13 protein-coding genes, 2 tRNA genes and 1 pseudogene are annotated in these 17,703 nt (G+C 51.4%); 7 read left to right on the top strand and 9 right to left on the bottom strand.

The window, feature by feature from the left end; genetic code table 11:
- Positions 1-169: 169 nt before the first annotated feature.
- The 5 genes from Q8W32_RS14770 to Q8W32_RS14790 all read right to left on the bottom strand — a co-directional run bounded on the left by Q8W32_RS14770 (position 170) and on the right by Q8W32_RS14790 (position 7,465).
- The gene (locus Q8W32_RS14770; RefSeq protein WP_305415495.1) at positions 170-703 is read right to left on the bottom strand and encodes a HEPN domain-containing protein; all 534 of its coding nucleotides are present in this window, start codon (positions 701-703) and stop codon (positions 170-172) included.
- A gap of 13 nt (positions 704-716) precedes the next feature.
- Positions 717-2,306: a VWA domain-containing protein gene (locus Q8W32_RS14775; RefSeq protein WP_305415496.1), complete on the bottom strand. Its 1,590-nt coding sequence runs from the start codon at positions 2,304-2,306 to the stop codon at positions 717-719.
- Positions 2,303-3,781, bottom strand: a complete 1,479-nt coding sequence (locus tag Q8W32_RS14780; RefSeq protein ID WP_305415536.1) for an AAA family ATPase — start codon at positions 3,779-3,781, stop codon at positions 2,303-2,305. Before Q8W32_RS14780 ends, Q8W32_RS14775 begins: the two co-directional genes overlap by 4 nt.
- 87 nt (positions 3,782-3,868) lie before the next feature.
- Positions 3,869-5,239, bottom strand: a complete 1,371-nt coding sequence (locus Q8W32_RS14785; RefSeq protein ID WP_305415497.1) for a sigma-54-dependent Fis family transcriptional regulator — start codon at positions 5,237-5,239, stop codon at positions 3,869-3,871.
- A 309-nt stretch (positions 5,240-5,548) separates the two neighbouring features.
- Complete coding sequence (locus tag Q8W32_RS14790; RefSeq protein WP_305415498.1) at positions 5,549-7,465, bottom strand: 3'-5' exonuclease; 1,917 nt, start codon at positions 7,463-7,465, stop codon at positions 5,549-5,551.
- A gap of 152 nt (positions 7,466-7,617) precedes the next feature.
- Here Q8W32_RS14790 and Q8W32_RS14795 point away from each other — a divergent pair.
- A pseudogene (locus tag Q8W32_RS14795) lies at positions 7,618-7,992 on the top strand (transposase); the annotation flags it as partial.
- A 339-nt stretch (positions 7,993-8,331) separates the two neighbouring features.
- Here Q8W32_RS14795 and Q8W32_RS14800 read toward each other — a convergent pair.
- Positions 8,332-8,408 (bottom strand) — tRNA-Val (locus tag Q8W32_RS14800).
- Positions 8,409-8,507: 99 nt separating this feature from the next.
- The gene (uvrB, locus tag Q8W32_RS14805) at positions 8,508-10,538 is read right to left on the bottom strand and encodes an excinuclease ABC subunit UvrB (protein ID WP_303434042.1); all 2,031 of its coding nucleotides are present in this window, start codon (positions 10,536-10,538) and stop codon (positions 8,508-8,510) included.
- Between the two features lie 125 nt (positions 10,539-10,663).
- On the opposite strand from uvrB, the gene Q8W32_RS14810 reads away from it, so the two are divergent.
- Positions 10,664-11,851 (top strand): pyridoxal phosphate-dependent aminotransferase, encoded by a 1,188-nt coding sequence (locus Q8W32_RS14810; protein ID WP_303434115.1) that lies wholly within the window; start codon positions 10,664-10,666, stop codon positions 11,849-11,851.
- Between the two features lie 227 nt (positions 11,852-12,078).
- Here Q8W32_RS14810 and hda read toward each other — a convergent pair whose 3' ends face one another.
- Together hda and Q8W32_RS14820 are read right to left on the bottom strand one after the other, a co-directional pair.
- Positions 12,079-12,780, bottom strand: a complete 702-nt coding sequence (gene hda, locus Q8W32_RS14815; protein WP_303434043.1) for a DnaA regulatory inactivator Hda — start codon at positions 12,778-12,780, stop codon at positions 12,079-12,081.
- Positions 12,780-13,790, bottom strand: coding sequence for a DUF2066 domain-containing protein (locus Q8W32_RS14820; protein WP_303434044.1), 1,011 nt, complete (start codon positions 13,788-13,790; stop codon positions 12,780-12,782). Before Q8W32_RS14820 ends, hda begins: the two co-directional genes overlap by 1 nt.
- Before the next feature lie 440 nt (positions 13,791-14,230).
- On the opposite strand from Q8W32_RS14820, the gene purM reads away from it, so the two are divergent.
- The 5 genes from purM to Q8W32_RS14845 all read left to right on the top strand — a co-directional run bounded on the left by purM (position 14,231) and on the right by Q8W32_RS14845 (position 17,619).
- The gene (gene purM, locus Q8W32_RS14825; RefSeq protein ID WP_305415499.1) at positions 14,231-15,283 is read left to right on the top strand and encodes a phosphoribosylformylglycinamidine cyclo-ligase; all 1,053 of its coding nucleotides are present in this window, start codon (positions 14,231-14,233) and stop codon (positions 15,281-15,283) included.
- Entirely contained in the window at positions 15,280-15,948 is a 669-nt protein-coding gene (gene purN / locus Q8W32_RS14830; RefSeq protein ID WP_303434046.1) for a phosphoribosylglycinamide formyltransferase, read from the top strand. Before purM ends, purN begins: the two co-directional genes overlap by 4 nt.
- 28 nt (positions 15,949-15,976) lie before the next feature.
- Entirely contained in the window at positions 15,977-16,792 is an 816-nt protein-coding gene (locus Q8W32_RS14835) for a DUF3108 domain-containing protein (protein ID WP_305415500.1), read from the top strand.
- A 26-nt stretch (positions 16,793-16,818) separates the two neighbouring features.
- Positions 16,819-17,400 carry a dCTP deaminase gene (dcd, locus tag Q8W32_RS14840; RefSeq protein ID WP_303434048.1) on the top strand — a complete coding sequence of 194 codons (582 nt, stop codon included), beginning with the start codon at positions 16,819-16,821 and terminating at the stop codon, positions 17,398-17,400.
- 143 nt (positions 17,401-17,543) lie between these two features.
- Positions 17,544-17,619, top strand: a tRNA-Asn gene (locus Q8W32_RS14845).
- Positions 17,620-17,703: the final 84 nt, after the last annotated feature.

The raw sequence follows: 17,703 nt of genomic DNA on the forward strand, positions 1-17,703 counted from the left end.
TGCTGGTCATCAGACACCTCGTTTATGGTGGCGATATTACCACCTACGTTGGTGTCCGGAATCATTGAACCACTACAGCCAGGTTCGCGAGATCCTCCCAATGAGGGCGAAGATTTTCAAAGTTGATCGATTCCAGAAATTCTTTGCTCATTTTTACTGCTTTCCCTGGTTATTCGACATCCAGAACCTTGTCGGTTACCTCAACGATACGCTTGAAAAAAGCCACGCATTTGCTCATATCATTGCGGCTGACAAGGTGACCGGATTGCTTGTCCATAACAGACCGGTGAACAGCATCACCGCGTTTTTTAATCCACTCATCAAGTTTTACCGTAGAGGTCTTGGTTTCAAAACCGGCCCAGTTCCAGCCGGCAGTCACATCCACATTCAGAAATCGTTCAAATAGCTGCTTCGTTTTTCTGGTGTTTGGCGTATGAAAATACTTCAGTTCTTTCTCAAGGGTTCCATTTACAAAACGCGCAACCTGAGACCCCTCCAGAGGTCGCATCTGGCTTTGTAATTCTTCAGTGATTCGGTCTTCAACATAGGTTTCCCAAGCCGTCAAAGACATAATCAAGGCAGCACGTTTAAGTTCTTCCGGGTCCCGGTTATCAATCCGATCTCTATTAAGTTTGTCGTAGGCTTCCAGGATACGCTCGGCATCCTGAATGGCGATTTCAAAATTGTCTTTGGCTTTTGACATGGCGATGTCCTTATCAAAGTGATTGAGAGCGCTGGTTCAGTTGCAAGTCGATCCAACGGTCGAAGCGATGCAGTGGATCACAAATGCGGCTCATAGCACGATCCGCATTGCCAATCAGTGTGCCATGAATCGAAAGCATTCGTTGTTCCTTGGCCGCTGTGATTTTTTTGACCAAATCACTGGAAACCGGAAACTCGCCATCACTCACGATCATAATGTCAGATTTCTGCCATTGCTCTTGCTCGGACTTTTCCAATGCCAGGCGCAACGGGCCTTCGGCATCCGTACCGCCACCTAAAGACATCGATAGAAATTGAATCATTCGCTCCAGACCCTGTTCGGTTGGTGTCAATTCCAGCTCCTCAACTTCGCCATGACTGCCAAATAAATAGACATAACATTCACGCTTTTCTTTTTTAGCAACTGACAAGCACTCCAATACCAGCGCTTTGGCGATATTTTCCGGTGTACCGCTCATCGAGCCAGAGGTATCCAGACACACGATCATCGGGCCACGGTTTTTATTCGCTTGCTTCCCTGCTCTTTCTTCACGAACATCCTGTTCCTGCTCACTTATCAGCTGGACAATCTCTGTACCTTCGACGGCATAGCTGAGAAGAGCATGTTCAGCTCGGCGGGCGTGCCAGAGTTTTTTCAATACCGGATGCCCCAGAAAGGCCGCTTCTTGCGGTAACATGCGACTGATGGAGTCAGAACGGGTAATGCCTTTGGTTTCCATCGGCACCAGAGGTGTGGTGACCTCCTGTTGATGACGTGCAACCACACTCATGCGCGACACAATTTCTTCAATGATGGGCTCACCATCAGTGTCTTTCATACGCCCCAACGTTTCGATCACTTCCCGCAGTTGTGGCAGTTGCTCGACCAGCTTGTGCAGGCGCACCAGGTTCATCCAGCCGTGACTTTGCAATACACCACACGATAAATCCCACCCCAGACCCGTGATCAAACCAAGGTCGTTAAAAACTGATTCCAGCTGCTGCCACACCAGCAGACGTTCGTCCCACTCCTGCGGAAAAAAAACATCAGATCCAACGAGTACCTCCAGCCAGGCTGATACCTCTCCATGAGCCTGAATTTCGTTCAATTGCTCCTGTGTCAGCGCAGCAGTTTGCCGTTTTTGCTTTTTCTTGCTCAGAGCATCCAGCTCTTGCTGCAATACTGACAACTGTTGTTGCTTCAGATCTTCAGCATGCTGTAGTGCCAACGTTCGCTGCGTTTCCTGTTTGTGTTCCAGAGCATCAAGCAAGTCCAGAATCAGCGCATCAGTGACCTCTTCGTTATCTTTGCAATATCGGGCAATGCCCGACTGCTCAATTCGCTCCAGCACGCGCTGCTGAACAACCTCAGGCAACCAAGGGCACGGAGATATCAGCTCGGCACCAGCTAACAGGGACTGACGCAACTGCGCAAATGACTGGCAACGAGCTTCAAGCTCGCCACCGGAATGCGTAATAACGACAGGCAGCAGTGACTCTGGCAACAGATCGAGATAGCTGAATTGGTTGTTAAGCTGATTAAGCAAACCGCCAGAAGCCTTCCGGCCAGGTTGAGCGGCTGGCATGGGCAACGAATCAGTCACAAAGTTCCCCCCTCAATAACATCATCTTCTTGGGGCAGACCTTCAAAACCATTTACCAACACCTCAGAACGATCAAGAAGACCTTTTGTGTGCTTTTTGGCATTACGAATATTGGTAGTGATGTCAGGTTTCAGAGCTGGATCAATCCAGAAGTGTTCCTCGAAAACCAGATCCACCATCTCCAATTGATTATTGAGATGTTCGATATGAGCTGAAATTTGGTTCTTAACTGAAGTCACTTGCGTGACCCGTTCCTGAATATGGGAAGCGGAATAACACATCGACTCCATAAAGGGAGTATTAGGGCCATTAACCATAAAGGGTTTGTTCGTTTGGTTATACCCGCTATTCTTCTGAGTCGTTTCACCATCATATTCGCAATGATAAAGTTTCTCGCCATTATTATTTTTCTTTTGATATCGCCCACTTTTGCGGGTTGTTGATTTACCATCCGGGCCGCAGTAAAGCAGCTCGCCTCGATTATTTATTTTTTGACGTTTTGCATTTTGCTCTTCTTTCAGCTTCGACTCCCAGACAACCAGCATTTTAGCAACCCGATCCGCAGAAAAATCGCCAGTTAACGAGATCGCTTGTTTATAGACTTCTTGCAGCCCTTCGAGCTGCTCTGGCTTTTGCCAGAGGCAATGCGGCAGGATCCAGGCGTCGTAGCTGGATACTTCATCAAAACCGGAGGTAAAGGCAGAGACCTTCATCAGCTTAACCAGTTTGCGCCAGCGACGATCGGATACATAGATGTCTTCTTGCTTCAAGTAACGACGGAATTCTTTACATAGCTCAATCACGTCGCTAGTTAATTCGACCTTTTCAGCTAATTGTTGAACTTCAGCAAGATCGTCAATCTTCAGGCGTATGGATAAATCTGGGTCACAGGTTTCATTGCCAAGAGTCAGCAGGTTTTCAAAGCTGCCATCAGAAACTGGATTCACAAAACTGCGCAGCATAAATCGATCATACAGAGCATCCAGCTCCTCACCTTCCGGCAGTTCGTTGCTGGCTGCCACTACCGAGATCAGAGGTATGGGATAACGCCGATTGCCGTTGTCGAACTGGCGTTCATTCAACAGAGTCAGCAGGCTGTTGAGAATCGCACTATTCGCTTTGAATATTTCGTCAATAAAGGCGACTGAGGCTTCGGGCAAATAGCCACTTGTCAGGCGCTTGTATTTATCCTCTTCCAACGCCTGAATAGACAGTGGCCCAAAAACCTCCTCAGGAACAGAAAATCGGGTCAACAAGCGTTCAAAGTAATCAGCTTCAACAAATACATTTTTTAATCGTTTTGCCAGCTCACTTTTAGCGGTACCAGGAGGGCCAAGTAACAGTACATGCTCTCCAGCCAGAGCTGCCAACAAAATCAGCTTTACCTGTTCAGTACGTTCCAACAAGCCGTTATTCATGGCTCCAATCAGTTGGACAATTTTCTTTTTACGATCCGGCAGTACGGCTACAGACATGTTTTCCAATGTTCTATTCCTTGAGTAAATAATATTCCCTGAGCTATCGGGGCTATGGTGCTTGATAGCGATTGGTGTGCCAGAAATTCAACTTTCGGCTGAAATGCCCAGCTTTTTCATTTTATTGCTCAGCGTCTGGTGGTTGTTATACCCCAACAGCTCGGCAGCTTTGGTCTTTTGCCCAGCGCTGTGCTGTAGCGCTTGTTTAACGTAATGGCTTTCGACTTCATCCAGAAGTGCTTGAATATCAAGCCCCTGAGCTACATCACGAGCCATAATTGAGTCTTGCTTGCTGGCGGTTTTGAACAAGGCCTGCTGCATGTCATCTCCGGTAATTTCGTTACCACTGGCCCACAGCGCCGCACGTAGCAAAGTAGATTTCAGCTCACGAATATTGCCCGGCCAGCGATGCTTCTGGATAACGCTTTTGCCAGAGGCGGAAATTTTTTTACCTTCGAGTAACAGATATTCCATTTTCATTGCATCAAGCAGGCTATCGGCCAGGAACAGCACATCGCCATTACGTTCGCGTAGCGGTGGCAGGTGTAATACACCGACGGCGATGCGGTAAAACAGGTCTTCACGGAAGTCACCTTTAGCGATGTCTTCAATCAGGTTTTTGTTGGTGGCGGCGATCAGGCGGAAGTCACTGGTCTGCTCTTTGGTGTCGCCAACGCGGGTGAAGGTTTTGTCTTGCAGAACCCGCAGCAGGCGCACCTGAACGGCGGGTTCCAGCTCGCCAAATTCATCCAGAAACAGGGTGCCGCCGTTGGCTTGTTCGAAGTAGCCGGGCTTGTCGGCAATGGCTCCGGTAAACGCGCCTTTTTTGTGACCAAACAGCATGGAGTCGATCAGTTCTGGCGGAAATGCACCGCAGTTCACAGGAATAAAGGACTTGTCTGCACGAGGGCTGGCATTGTGAATGGCGCGGGCGAACAGCTCCTTTCCGGTACCGGATTCGCCATCAATCAATACTGACACTTCGTGCTCAGCCAGAATCTGCGCACGCTGAATCAACGCCTGCATGGCATCGCTGCGGGTAACGATGTCTTTAAAGGCCGCATTATCCGGTGGGTTAGTATTGCTGAGCGTTTGTAGCTGGCCAGCACTGAGGGATTTGACGGGAGGGATGTATTCCGCAGCAATTTCAAAAGGGATTTCTACCGTGTGAGCCCCCTGCTCCCTCGAGGATTGATAAAACGTTGCAGGGAAACGGGTCTTGCCAAGCAATATCCACACAGCTTGCATAGCCGGTGTGCCAGGGCTAAGCAGGATGGCAAGTTGTTCCCGCTCTTGTTCATCCAGAGAGTTTAAATACCGACTGGCATATTCATAGATCTCACCAAAGTTCACTGGTGATGAAAGTTCAACAAACTTGGCATCAATCGCGATTTCTTCGACTTCTTCATCAAGCCATTTGAGATATCCCTCAACCTGATCCTGAGGATAGTTGTACAAAAGCCTTACATTATTGAATGCATGAGTCTTAAGTGTGGCAAGCACAGGCCCATCCTGCCCCTTAAATCTTGCATCCAAATCATGCTGGCCAACCCAACTAATAAGTATCTCACTCGCCACTAGCCATTTCCTTTCTGATCGGTTCTATGGTTCTTATTCGACCATACACTAATCCAGAATGGGTTGATTTGTAAGGGATGTATGAGTCGCCGTAATACGCAGAAGAAGATCTGTGCTTTCTCGTCGGCTATGCCCCAGTGATGGCTGTCCTAATAAAAAAATTCGTGGCTGTCTCAATAAAAAAGCGCTTCAGTATTCTACGGTATCTACGATGGATGTTTCGGACGCTTGCAATTGAGCCACCAGCGGCGTGTTTTTCGAGCAGGTCAGTTGCAACTCGCTTTGCGCCCGCGTCATCCCTACGTATAACCACCGAGCACTCTGGACCAGTTGTTCATCATCACAAGATAATTCACCGCTACCCATCACAACAACCGCGGGAAACTCCAACCCCTTACTGGAAGGAATCGCCATCACAGCGACCTTGTCTTGTTGTGGGTCATACCCAAATTTGAACGACTGAGAAGCTAACCAGACACAGGGGATACCACTGCGTTTCAAATAACTGGCCAACGTCGAACCTTGCTGCCCGGTAACATACAACACTGCCATCTCGTTCCAGCGCATACCTTGGGCTTTCCAACGCTGCAAGTGCGCCACGGCATGAGCCATTTCATCCAGCCAGTGCTGGCCCATCGTAACCACAGGCACAGGGCCAGAACGTCCGGCAGATTCCGGTGCCAATACCGGTATGTGGTCATCATCTGAGCTTTTTGCGCAGATATATCGCTCGGCAAACTGATATGCAAACGCCAGAATTTCACGGGTATTGCGATAATTCCGGCGCAAGATGGTTGTCCGCCCCTGCGCCTTGACACCAACGCTCGACAAACTGAACCCCAGACCGGATCGTTTTTGATAGATCGACTGGGCATCATCGTAAAGCAGCAATAGAGAATCCGATTCCGGATCGATCATTTGCACCAGCAGAGTCAGCCATTCCGCCTCAAAATCATGTCCTTCATCAATCAACAAGGCTCCATACTGGGCACGAGGAATATGCCCTTGTGCTACTCCCTGTATCACCGATTCCACCTGACGCTCCCAGACAGGCTCAGGCCCGGCAACCGTATTAACCTGATAAGTGTTCAATTGACGCTTGCACCAATCATGAAAATGCAATGCCTGTACCCGATGCTCCAACCCTTTGGCCAACATGAGCGCATTCAGCTTACGCGCCAGCGTAATGTTAAAACACAACACCAGAACCGGCTTACTACTGGTTGCCGCCAACAATTCACAGCGATAGCCAAGAATCAGCGTTTTGCCAGAACCTGCCACCCCATGTATCACTCGATGGCCTGCTCCCAAACTACGCGCCAACTTCTCCTGCTGAATGTCCATAATTCGAACAATATCTGGCAGTGCGGTATTCAACGGCGGCGATGAATCATCGTCTTCAGTGCATATCAATTCATCGGAATCTGCATTGTCTGCCATGGCAAACATATCCTGCTGCAACGATATCCGCACTTCTGGAAACAAATGCCAACGAATGCGATCAATTTGCGGCACCGTTAATTTATTGGGAAAACGATGGTTAAACATGCCCCACAAACGCTGTTGGAATACCTCGGCGTTCGTCGACTCCAGCATTTCATCCTTATAAATAACCAGGTTATCCGGAAGCACCGCCTCCCGTTGGGCATCGGTTGTATTGTTGGTAATTTGCTGGCGATTAATATTGGTCAGTACTGTTCCCCAAGCATATGGAAAACATAATTTCCCTTGATAGCGACTGTCTTCACTTTGCAGCAACTGAGGGTCCCGACTCAAGAGATTGACCACTTGCAACATATACTGCCGCGCTTGCTCCAATGGATTCGCTACCTCGATTGGCTTGTCATTCACCAGCAAGGAAGCCGTTTGTTTATTCAGCCGTTTAAGTGTCGATGCCTTCCAGTCTTTCACTTCCAGAAACAGTAACCCTCGAGCGGGATGCAATATAATAAAATCAGGATAGCGACGTTCCCTGCCCACTGGAATATCGAACCAGCACAGATAATCATCCTCAAGAAGGTTTTTCAGGCGCAGGGCAAAGCGCTTCTCACCTGCCGTCATTCTAGCCAATACAGCGCTGCTTAAAGCAGGAATAATTTCAGCCATCAGAGCAAATCCATGACAACAAAAAAGTACCCAATACAATCTCAGCCACTCGAACATCCTGTAAGTTTTGACGAATTAATCGATATCTAGTGGTTCAATGATTCCAGACATCAACGCAGTTGGTAATATCGCCACCATAAACGAGGTGTCTGATGACCAGCAAGCGACGTTCTTTTTCTCCTGAGTTCAAACAGGAAGCAGCCAGCCTGGTGCTGGATCAAGGTTACACGATTCCCCAGGCGAGCGCGTCCTTGGGAATTGGTGAAAGCGCTATCCGGCGCTGGGTTAACCAACTAACCGAGGAGCGTGACGGTATCACCCCGAAGGGCAAGGCCTTAACCCCGGAGCAGCGTCGTATTCAGGAGCTGCAAGCGCCTTGAACAGGAAAAAGACATACTAAAAATCTTGATGTCGGACGAGATGAATCGTACGCGCTGATAGACCAGTTGAGTGAGCGAATGTCTGTTGAAATGGTCTGCAATGCGTTTGATATCAGCCGTTCCAGCTATTACGAGTACCGACATCGGGAACCACGTTGATGTGGAGCGCATGGCCCTGAAGGCTCAGGTAAATTAGAGGATGCCGAAAACCTTAGATTTGTGGTAAAAATTCTTGGCTTCATTCAAGCTGATGCAGAAGCTATCAAGGATCTATTGGTTGAGCTGAGGAAGAAACCCAACGTGTCCAAGTCCATTTGACAGACAGCTACATACTCACTACCTGATCAGATGATTAGTGACGAAAATAGAACAGGAAAAGAGCTGCAAGAAACCACTGTATATTGCCAACGAATTGCCAACACGTCGAAACCAGCCTGACAGACACAAAAAAGCCGCTCGTAAGCGGCTGATTTGTAAAAGAATTCTTGGTAGGACTACCCAGATTCGAACTGGGGACCTCTACCATGTCAAGGTAGCGCTCTAACCAACTGAGCTATAGTCCTAAAGAGAGCGCGCATATTACTTCTGGTTTTGTAGTCGTGCAACCCTTTTCCTGAATTTTTTCGAAAAAGGGGGAAATCGGTCGGCTGCCACTTTTTATATTAGCTGTTGGCGATGATTCTGGCTTTCATGTCGTGGAGCTGGTCGCGGAGTTTGGCGGCGGTTTCAAAATCGAGGTCGCGGGCGGCTTTGAACATGCGGTCTTCAACTTCGGCGACTTTTTTCACCAGCTCGGGGGCGGTGAGTCGGCTCCAGTCGGCTGATCCATAATCCGGCTTGTCTTCCGCCACTTTGCGGTTACGGTTGCCATTGCGTCCTTTTTTACCGGGTGCAGGAGCCGCTTCCAGGATGTCTTCAACCGATTTGAAGACGCCTTGGGGAGTGATGTTGTGCTCTTCGTTGAAGGCGACCTGTTTTTCCCGGCGGCGGTCGGTTTCTTCCATCGCCTTGCGCATGGAGTCGGTTACCCGGTCGGCGTAAAGTATTGCCCGGCCATTCAGGTTACGGGCGGCGCGGCCAATGGTCTGGATCAGTGAGCGTTCGGAGCGCAAAAAGCCTTCCTTGTCGGCATCAAAAATAGCCACCAGCGAAACTTCCGGGATATCCAGCCCCTCTCGCAATAAGTTAATACCCACGAGCACATCAAACTCGCCCAGCCTCAGGTCGCGGATGATTTCTACCCGCTCGACGGTGTCAATGTCGGAGTGCAGGTAACGAACGCGCACGCCCTGCTCAAACAGGAAGTCGGTCAGGTCTTCGGCCATACGTTTGGTGAGTACGGTAATCAGTATCCGTTCGCCCTTGTCGACCCGTAAGCGCAGTTCATGCAGCACATCGTCGACCTGACCGGTGGCCGGGCGGATTTCGATAATCGGGTCGACCAGGCCGGTGGGCCGCACCACCTGTTCGACCACTGCGTCCTGGTGCTCTTTTTCATAATTGCCGGGGGTGGCGGAGACAAAGATGCATTGCGGTACGATGGCTTCCCACTCTTCAAATTGCATCGGCCGGTTGTCGAGTGCCGATGGCAGCCGAAAGCCAAATTGCACCAGGGTTTCCTTGCGGGAACGGTCGCCCCGATACATGCCGCCAATCTGGGGGATGGTAACGTGACTTTCATCCACAAATACCAGCGCGTCTTTGGGGATGTAGTCAAACAGGGTTGGCGGCGCGGCCCCCTGCTCTCGGCCTGAGAGGTAGCGCGAGTAGTTTTCGATGCCGGAGCAGTACCCCAGCTCTTGCATCATCTCAATATCGTAGCGGGTGCGCTGTTCCAGCCGCTGGGCTTCGACCAGCAAATTCTCGTTGCGGTAGTATTCCAGCCGTTCGTCCAGCTCGACCTTGATGCCGTCAATGGCATCGAGAATACGCTGGCGCGGGGTGGCGTAGTGGGTTTTGGGATAGATCGTGACGCGGCCAAGGCGGTTGTGTATGGCGCCGGTCAGTGGATCAAAACTGCTGAGCTGCTCGACTTCGTCGTCAAACAGTTCGATACGTACGGCTTCGTCGTCACTTTCTGCCGGGTAGACGTCGATCACTTCTCCCCGTACTCGATAGGTGCCGCGGTGAAAATCCATGTCGTTACGAGTATATTGCAGCTCAGCCAAACGGCGTAGAATAGTACGCTGATCAACCTGGTCTCCGCGCACCAGGTGCAGCATCATCTTGAGGTAGGAATCCGGATCACCAAGGCCATAGATGGCCGATACGGTGGCGATAATAATGGCATCGCGGCGTTCCAGCAGTGCCTTGGTGGCCGACAGCCGCATCTGCTCGATGTGTTCGTTGACGGAAGCATCCTTGTCGATAAACGTATCCGATGAGGGCACATAGGCTTCTGGCTGGTAGTAGTCGTAGTAGGAAACAAAATATTCCACAGCGTTGTCGGGGAAAAATTCCTTGAACTCGCCGTACAGCTGCGCCGCCAATGTTTTATTGTGCGCCATGATAATCGCCGGCCGCTGACACTGGGCGATAACGTTGGCCATGGTGTAGGTTTTACCGGAACCCGTAACGCCGAGCAGGGTTTGTTTGAGAAGTCCGGCGTTAATACCGGCCACTAACTGCCGAATGGCTTCAGGCTGATCTCCGGCAGGGGAATATTTGGACGTGAGCGCAAACGTCTTGCTCATAGGGATTCCAGTATGTCAGTAGATTTAGTAAGATTCCGCAGTTTGGCATTCATTCCGGACAATTCATCATTTTGCAACATTGCTCCGGTTGTCAATTTTCTATCACGCCTGTTTTGAGGATACACATTTTGGACCTGCAACTGTCTGATCGCGTTCAACAGATCAAGCCTTCCCCTACGCTGGCAGTCACCAATCGTGCTGCGGTTTTGCGGTCAGAAGGTAAGGACATTATCGGCCTTGGCGCCGGCGAACCGGATTTCGACACCCCTGAGCACATAAAAAAAGCGGCTATTGCGGCTATTGATGCAGGCTTCACCAAGTATACCTCTGTGGATGGAACGCCGGGACTCAAACAAGCCATTATCAGCAAGTTCAAAAACGACAACAACCTGGAATATGAAGCAAATCAGATTCTGGTGTCGTGTGGTGGCAAGCAAAGCTTTTTCAACTTGAGCCTGGCCTTGTTAAACCCTGGCGATGAAGTCGTTATCCCGGCGCCGTACTGGGTGTCTTACCCGGATATGGTCAAGATTGCGGAAGCCACGCCGGTGATTGTTGAAACATCAATGGACAACCAGTTCAAGATGACGGCTGAGCAACTGGATGCGGCCATTACTCCCAAAACGCGTCTGGTGGTCTTGAACAGCCCATCCAACCCGTCTGGCAAAGCCTACAGCTTGGATGAACTGAAAGCGCTCGGCGCGGTGCTGCAACAGTATCCGGATGTGCTGATCGCCACCGATGATATGTATGAGCTGATTTTGTGGGCTGAGTGTGGCTTCCACAATATTCTCAACGCCTGCCCTGAGCTGTACGAGCGCACCATCGTTCTGAACGGTGTATCCAAGGCGTTCAGCATGACTGGCTGGCGGATTGGTTATGCTGCCGGGCCAGCCAAGCTGATTGGGGCGATGAAAAAGATCCAGTCACAAAGCACATCAAACCCGGCCTCGATCTCCCAGGTGGCGGCGGAAGCCGCTTTAAGAGGCGGTAACGACTGCGTCAAACCCATGGTGGCTGCGTTCAAGGAACGTCACGACTATCTGGTAGCGGCATTAAATGCGTTACCCGGCGTTGAGTGTCTTGAAGGGGATGGCGCGTTCTACGCGTTCCCGAGCTTTCAGGGCGCGATGGATACGATGGGCATTGCCAATGATATCGACTTTGCAGAGAAGATGCTGATCGAAGCCGGTGTGGCGATGGTGCCTGGGTCGGCGTTTGGTTCGCCAGGCTTTATGCGACTGTCGTTCGCAACCAGTCTGGCGACGTTGAAAGATGCCATTGCGCGCCTGCAAAAAGCGCTGGGTAACTGATCCGGCGACGTATTTTGGCTTCAGTCTTCCTTGTTCCCATGCCTGGCGTGGGGACAAGGCAGCCAGACATCAATAGCTGAATCTTCAGAATTAGCTGTAACGTTTTATCAAGACCGTCTTGTTTATCCTGCCCAACAACACCTGCAGCACACCTATACCAGCACCATAAACACACCTACTCCAACAGCACCAACAGCATCGACATGGCCTTGCCAAGGTTGGTTGTGTTACCAGTCCATCTCTTCCTTGACAAACGGAATGGTCAATTTGCGCTGATGGGTCAACGAAGCATGGTCCAGACGATCCAGAATATCAGCCAGGCCTTCCATATGTTCCGGCCCTCGCGAGACGATAAAACGCGCCACGTCTTCTGCCAGTAAAATACCCCGCTGCCGCGCCCGCAAGACCAGCGCCAGAGCCCGCTCTTCTGGCTGCAGCAATGCCAAATGGTACACCACGCCCCAGCATAATCGGGACCCCAGATCCGGCAGCGCCACAGCCAGCTGTTGAGGTGGACAACGTGCCGAGATCAACAAATGGCCATCGTTTTCCCGTACCCGGTTAAACAGATGAAACAGGGCCAGCTCCCAGTCGTCATGGCCCAGTACTGCCTCGATATCATCCAGTACCACCAAGGGTAATTGTTCCAGTGAATCCAGCACCTCGGGGCTGTAGTTCACCAGCTCTTTTAATGGCAGATAGACACTGTGATGACCGAGACCATCGGCATAATGACACGCCGCTTGCAACAAATGACTCAGGCCGCAACCGGAATCCCCCCAGAGGAACAGGAAAGGGTCTCCTGATAACGTCCATTGGCGCTGCACAGCCTGGATGACTTCTTCGTTGGGTCCGGCATAAAAATTGGCAATGCGCGCATCATCCCGCACATAGACGGACAAGGTCAGCTGAGGGTGCGGCGTCACCATTAATGCCCCATCCAGAGCAGTGTATCCGGCAAGTTGCTATCACTGACTCGACGGTCAAAACGGATATTAGTCAGCACCTGCGACCAACTGGCATTCAGCGTCAGCCCCAGATCGAGACTGTCGCCACGAACGCCCAGAACCGACACCTGCTCTACCCCGGATACTGAAGCCAGTAATGCCAACACAGCCCGATAATCGTCGTAGCGGCTAACCTGCTGTATGGTCAGCGTCTGTTGCTCTATTGCCAAATCGGCTGCTGAAGTCACCACGCCGTAGCGACTGGAAAAATAGCCACTCACTGCCTCGGCCAGTGCAGCAATAACTGCCGACTCCGATTTGCCGCGAATATCCAGCGGAAAGTGGTCATGGTGATATTCAAGATAACCATCCGCACGCCAGCCATCCCCAGACGGAGTGATCCGGGCGGCAACAATGGCATCCGTGTGATAGCGTTCAGAAGCTGCCCGGATATCATCCCGGAACAAGCCGAACAGGCGTTCGGCTGGTAGCGCCATCTGGTCGTCCAGGTCCTGAATCGGCCAGACGGCTGGAATCCCGTGCAGTGCAAATACATTGCGCCAGCCCCGATATTGATCGGCACTGATAACCGATCGGCTACCATTATAAGACAATCCCAGCCAGAACATGACATCCGGTCGATTACTGCCCCACACCGGCAATCCATGACGGGCCAGCAAGTCATTGACCGGGCCTGTAGCAAACATGGCTTGCAGTACCAGAGCCCCGCCATCCGTCTGCGAGGTGTAACGATAACTGGCCAGATAACGGCTCGATGACTTACCGGTCAGAGATTTCAGCTCTGCCGCAGGTTTGCCCGACACCTTGGTCAATACCTGCAGCAATGCTGCGGGCATCGCCGCTTCTCGCGTCGCGGGCGTTCTATCTGCCACTTCAATAGAGGCCAGATACAGATCCGTTACTACCCCGGCAGAGGCCACGGGAGAGAGTAACAACAGACAATACATCAATCGCAGAAAGACTGAGCGCACGCGTGAAAATTCCTTTGTCATTCCGGTTTACGGCGTACAACCACCGCGAACATGGGTTCTTGCTCTGACGCCAAAGGGGTTGCTGCGACTATCGGTACTGCGACTGTTTATAAGCCTTATATTGCAAGCCTTATAAGCTCCGTTATTGATAGCCCCACATTGACTGCGGCCATCATAACCATCACAACAACAATACCGGGAGCAGGAACAACACCAAGACATCGGACAGTGGCTATTGTGCCACGCACAAGCCACGCACCCAAGAGAACTCCGCCAGTGACTTGATGATCTGGGGATGCTGATCGTAACAAAAGCCGGTTTCCATGCGCTTCTGCGCCAATTAACTGGCCTGTCGTACTATTTCTTTGTCGCAGCAGGTGAAGTGGCGGACACAAATCGCTAGAATACCCCGCTTCTTTGCAGCCACCCTGTGAATCCGAATGACCGAATCAAAATCCCTAAGCTATAAAGACGCTGGCGTTGACATCAATGCCGGAAACGCACTGGTAGAACGCATCAAGGACGTAGCCAAACGCACTCGCCGCCCGGAAGTCATGGCCGGCCTTGGCGGTTTTGGCGCTCTGTTCGAACTGCCACAAGGCTACCATCAACCCGTTCTGGTATCGGGTACCGATGGCGTGGGCACCAAGCTGCGTCTGGCTATGGATCTGGGCAAGCACGACACCATTGGTATCGACCTGGTCGCCATGTGTGTCAATGACCTCGTGGTCTCTGGTGCCGAGCCGCTGTTTTTTCTTGACTATTATGCCACCGGCCACCTGAACGTTGACGTTGCCGCAGCTGTTGTCAGTGGTATTGGTGCCGGCTGTGAACAGGCCGGTGCCGCACTGGTTGGCGGTGAAACCGCTGAGATGCCCGGTATGTACGAAGGCGAAGACTACGATCTCGCCGGTTTTTGTGTTGGTATTGTTGAAAAAGCCGACATCATTGATGGCACCAAGGTTCAGGCCGGTGATTCCCTGGTCGCGCTGGCCTCCAGTGGCCCGCATTCCAATGGCTACTCGCTGGTACGCAAGATCCTTGAAGTTGCTGATGCCGATCTGCAACAGGACCTCGACGGTGTGCCGCTGGCCGACGCTCTGATGGCACCGACTCGCATCTACGTCAAATCAACCTTGCAACTGATCAATGCCACCGAAGTGCACGCGCTGTCGCATATCACCGGCGGCGGTTTCCAGGAAAATATCCCCCGCGTTTTGCCAGACAACTGCAAAGCCGTGATCAATACCAACAGCTGGCGCTGGCCTGCGGTGTTCGAATGGCTGCAACAAGCCGGTAATGTCGCCACCGCAGAAATGTTCCGCACCTTTAACTGTGGTGTTGGCATGATCATCGCCTTGCCGGAACACAAAGCAGACCAGGCGATCGCCCTGCTGAACGCTGAAGGTGAACAAGCCTGGATTATTGGCAATATCGTTGAAAAAACCGATGAAGAAGCCAGCGTGGAATTCATCGGTCACCGCACCGTATGATGACCGACTCGGCACTTGATCAACCTCGTATCGTGATACTGATTTCCGGTACGGGGAGTAATATGCTGGCCATTGCCGACGCTGTCCAGACGGGCGATATTGACGCCATGGTTGCCGGTGTTGTTTGTAATCGCCCAGAGGCAGCGGGTATGCAATATGCCCGCGACCGCGATATTCCGGTGGTACTGGTGGACCATCAGCAGTTCAACAGCCGCGAGGAATTTGATGCCCATCTGATGCGGGCCATCGATGACCTTGCCCCGGATCTGGTAGTGCTGGCGGGATTCATGCGCATCCTGACCGCCGACTTTGTTCGTCGTTACCGCGGCCGCCTGATCAATATTCACCCATCCCTACTGCCCTTGTATCAAGGGTTGGACACCCATCAACGCGCCATTGATGCCGGTGACAAAGAACATGGAGCCTCCGTACACTTTGTCACCGAAGAGCTGGATGGTGGCCCAGTGATCGCTCAAGCCAGTGTGCCCATTGAGGAAGACGACACCGCCGCCAGCCTGCAACGCAAGGTACAGGCCCAGGAGCATGTGTTGTATCCAATCATCGTCAAATGGTGTACACAAGGCAGACTGGAGATGACTGATAAAGGTGTCACTCTTGATAGTAAACTTCTGCCGCCATCCGGACTCAGACTGACAGCCCAGTAATCAATCACCATCGCAGTGAGGATGATCTGTGAGACGAATCAAATACCTGGCCTGTACTCTGCTACTGTCACCCTTATTGGCTTTGGCCAGTAACGGTGACACTCAGCCCCCTACTCTGGACAGCACGGATAGCACCTACCCGTCATCGACGGACGATGTCGGACTGCAACCAGAGCACAACGCGATACCAGACGAGCTGCCAGCAGTACAACACGCCACACTGCAACCCTTCAGGGCACAATATACCAGTCGCTACGAATGGGGGTTTTTCAGTTTCAACATTGATGCTGAGCGCCGTCTGGTACAGCGCCAGGATGAGCTCTGGCAGATGACCTTTGAGGCTGACGCCTCCGCCGCATCGGTGCAGGAGCAGGCGGTTTTTTCACTGCAGGATGGCATTATCCAGCCGCAAAGCTACCATTACCGGGGCTCAGGACTGATCCAGGAAGATGATCAGGAATATCAGTTTGACGCTGCCCGGCAGCGGATTTATTCACCGTTGCAGTCGCGTGAATTTAACGATGTCTGGCAAGACAAGCTGCAAGACAAGCTGACCTATATGCTGCAAGTCAGCCTGGATCTTGCCAGTGGTCAGGATCAACTCAGCTATCAGGTGTTCGAGAAAAACCGGGTACGCAATTATGAATTTGTTATCGTTGCGGAAGAGCCGTTAAAAACCAGAATTGGCGTGCTGGATACCATCAAGATCAAACAAGTCCGTGATGATCAACGAGACATTTATGCCTGGCTGGCGAAAGACAAGGGTTACCTGCTGGTAAAACTGGTGGATCGCAAAAAAGGCAAAATCCAATATCAGATCGACCTGGTCAGTAGCGACCTGTAAATCGACCCAATAATCAGAGAACCGCCATGCGATTAAGTGATGCCGACATTGAACAGCGCCTGAGTGAGGGCAGCATTACTATCGAGCCAGCTCCAGGCCCCGATGCGATTGCTGGCATCAGTGTTGACCTGCGCCTCGACCACCGTTTTCGAGTCTTCAGCAATAACTCTGCCACTCACCTGGATCTTTCCGGTGAACGCGCACAGCTGGAGCGCGATATCGACCATATCATGAGCAAGGAAATCGAAATTGCACATGATCAGTCGCTTTATATCCATCCGGGGGAGCTGGTACTCGGCGCAACCATGGAATCTGTCACCATCCCGGACGACTTGGTTGGATGGCTTGATGGTCGCAGCTCACTGGCACGCCTTGGTCTGGTGGTTCACCTGACCGCCGGACGAATCGACCCGGGCTGGGATGGCCAGATCGTTCTGGAGTTTTATAACAATGGTAAATTGCCGCTGGCATTACGACCAGCCATGGTGATTTGTGCCTTGTCGTTCGAAACGCTCAGCAGCCCTGCCAAACGTCCGTATAACAAACGGGTAAACGCCAAATACAAAAACCAGAAAGGTGTGGTTTTCAGCCGTATCGCCAAAGATTAAAGATGGCTTCTGCTGATGCGTCGAATACTTTCTACCGACGCTCCGGCAGAACGCCTAACGCCTTGAATTTTCTCTTGTTTATTTAATTCTGGGCTATTGACACAAACCGCTGGCTCCGTATAATGCGCACCACTTGCTGATGTTCCCCGATAGCTCAGTTGGTAGAGCAGTAGACTGTTAATCTATTGGTCGCTGGTTCAAGTCCAGCTCGGGGAGCCAGGCAAGTAATATGAAGTTCTGCTAATCGCTCTCGCCGATTCCTTCTTCAATTGATCCTATCCGTGTTTTCTTTCTTGTTATATC

It is taken from the genome of Oceanobacter sp. 3_MG-2023 (assembly GCF_030688925.1).
Classification (GTDB): Bacteria; Pseudomonadota; Gammaproteobacteria; order Pseudomonadales; family Oceanobacteraceae; genus Oceanobacter.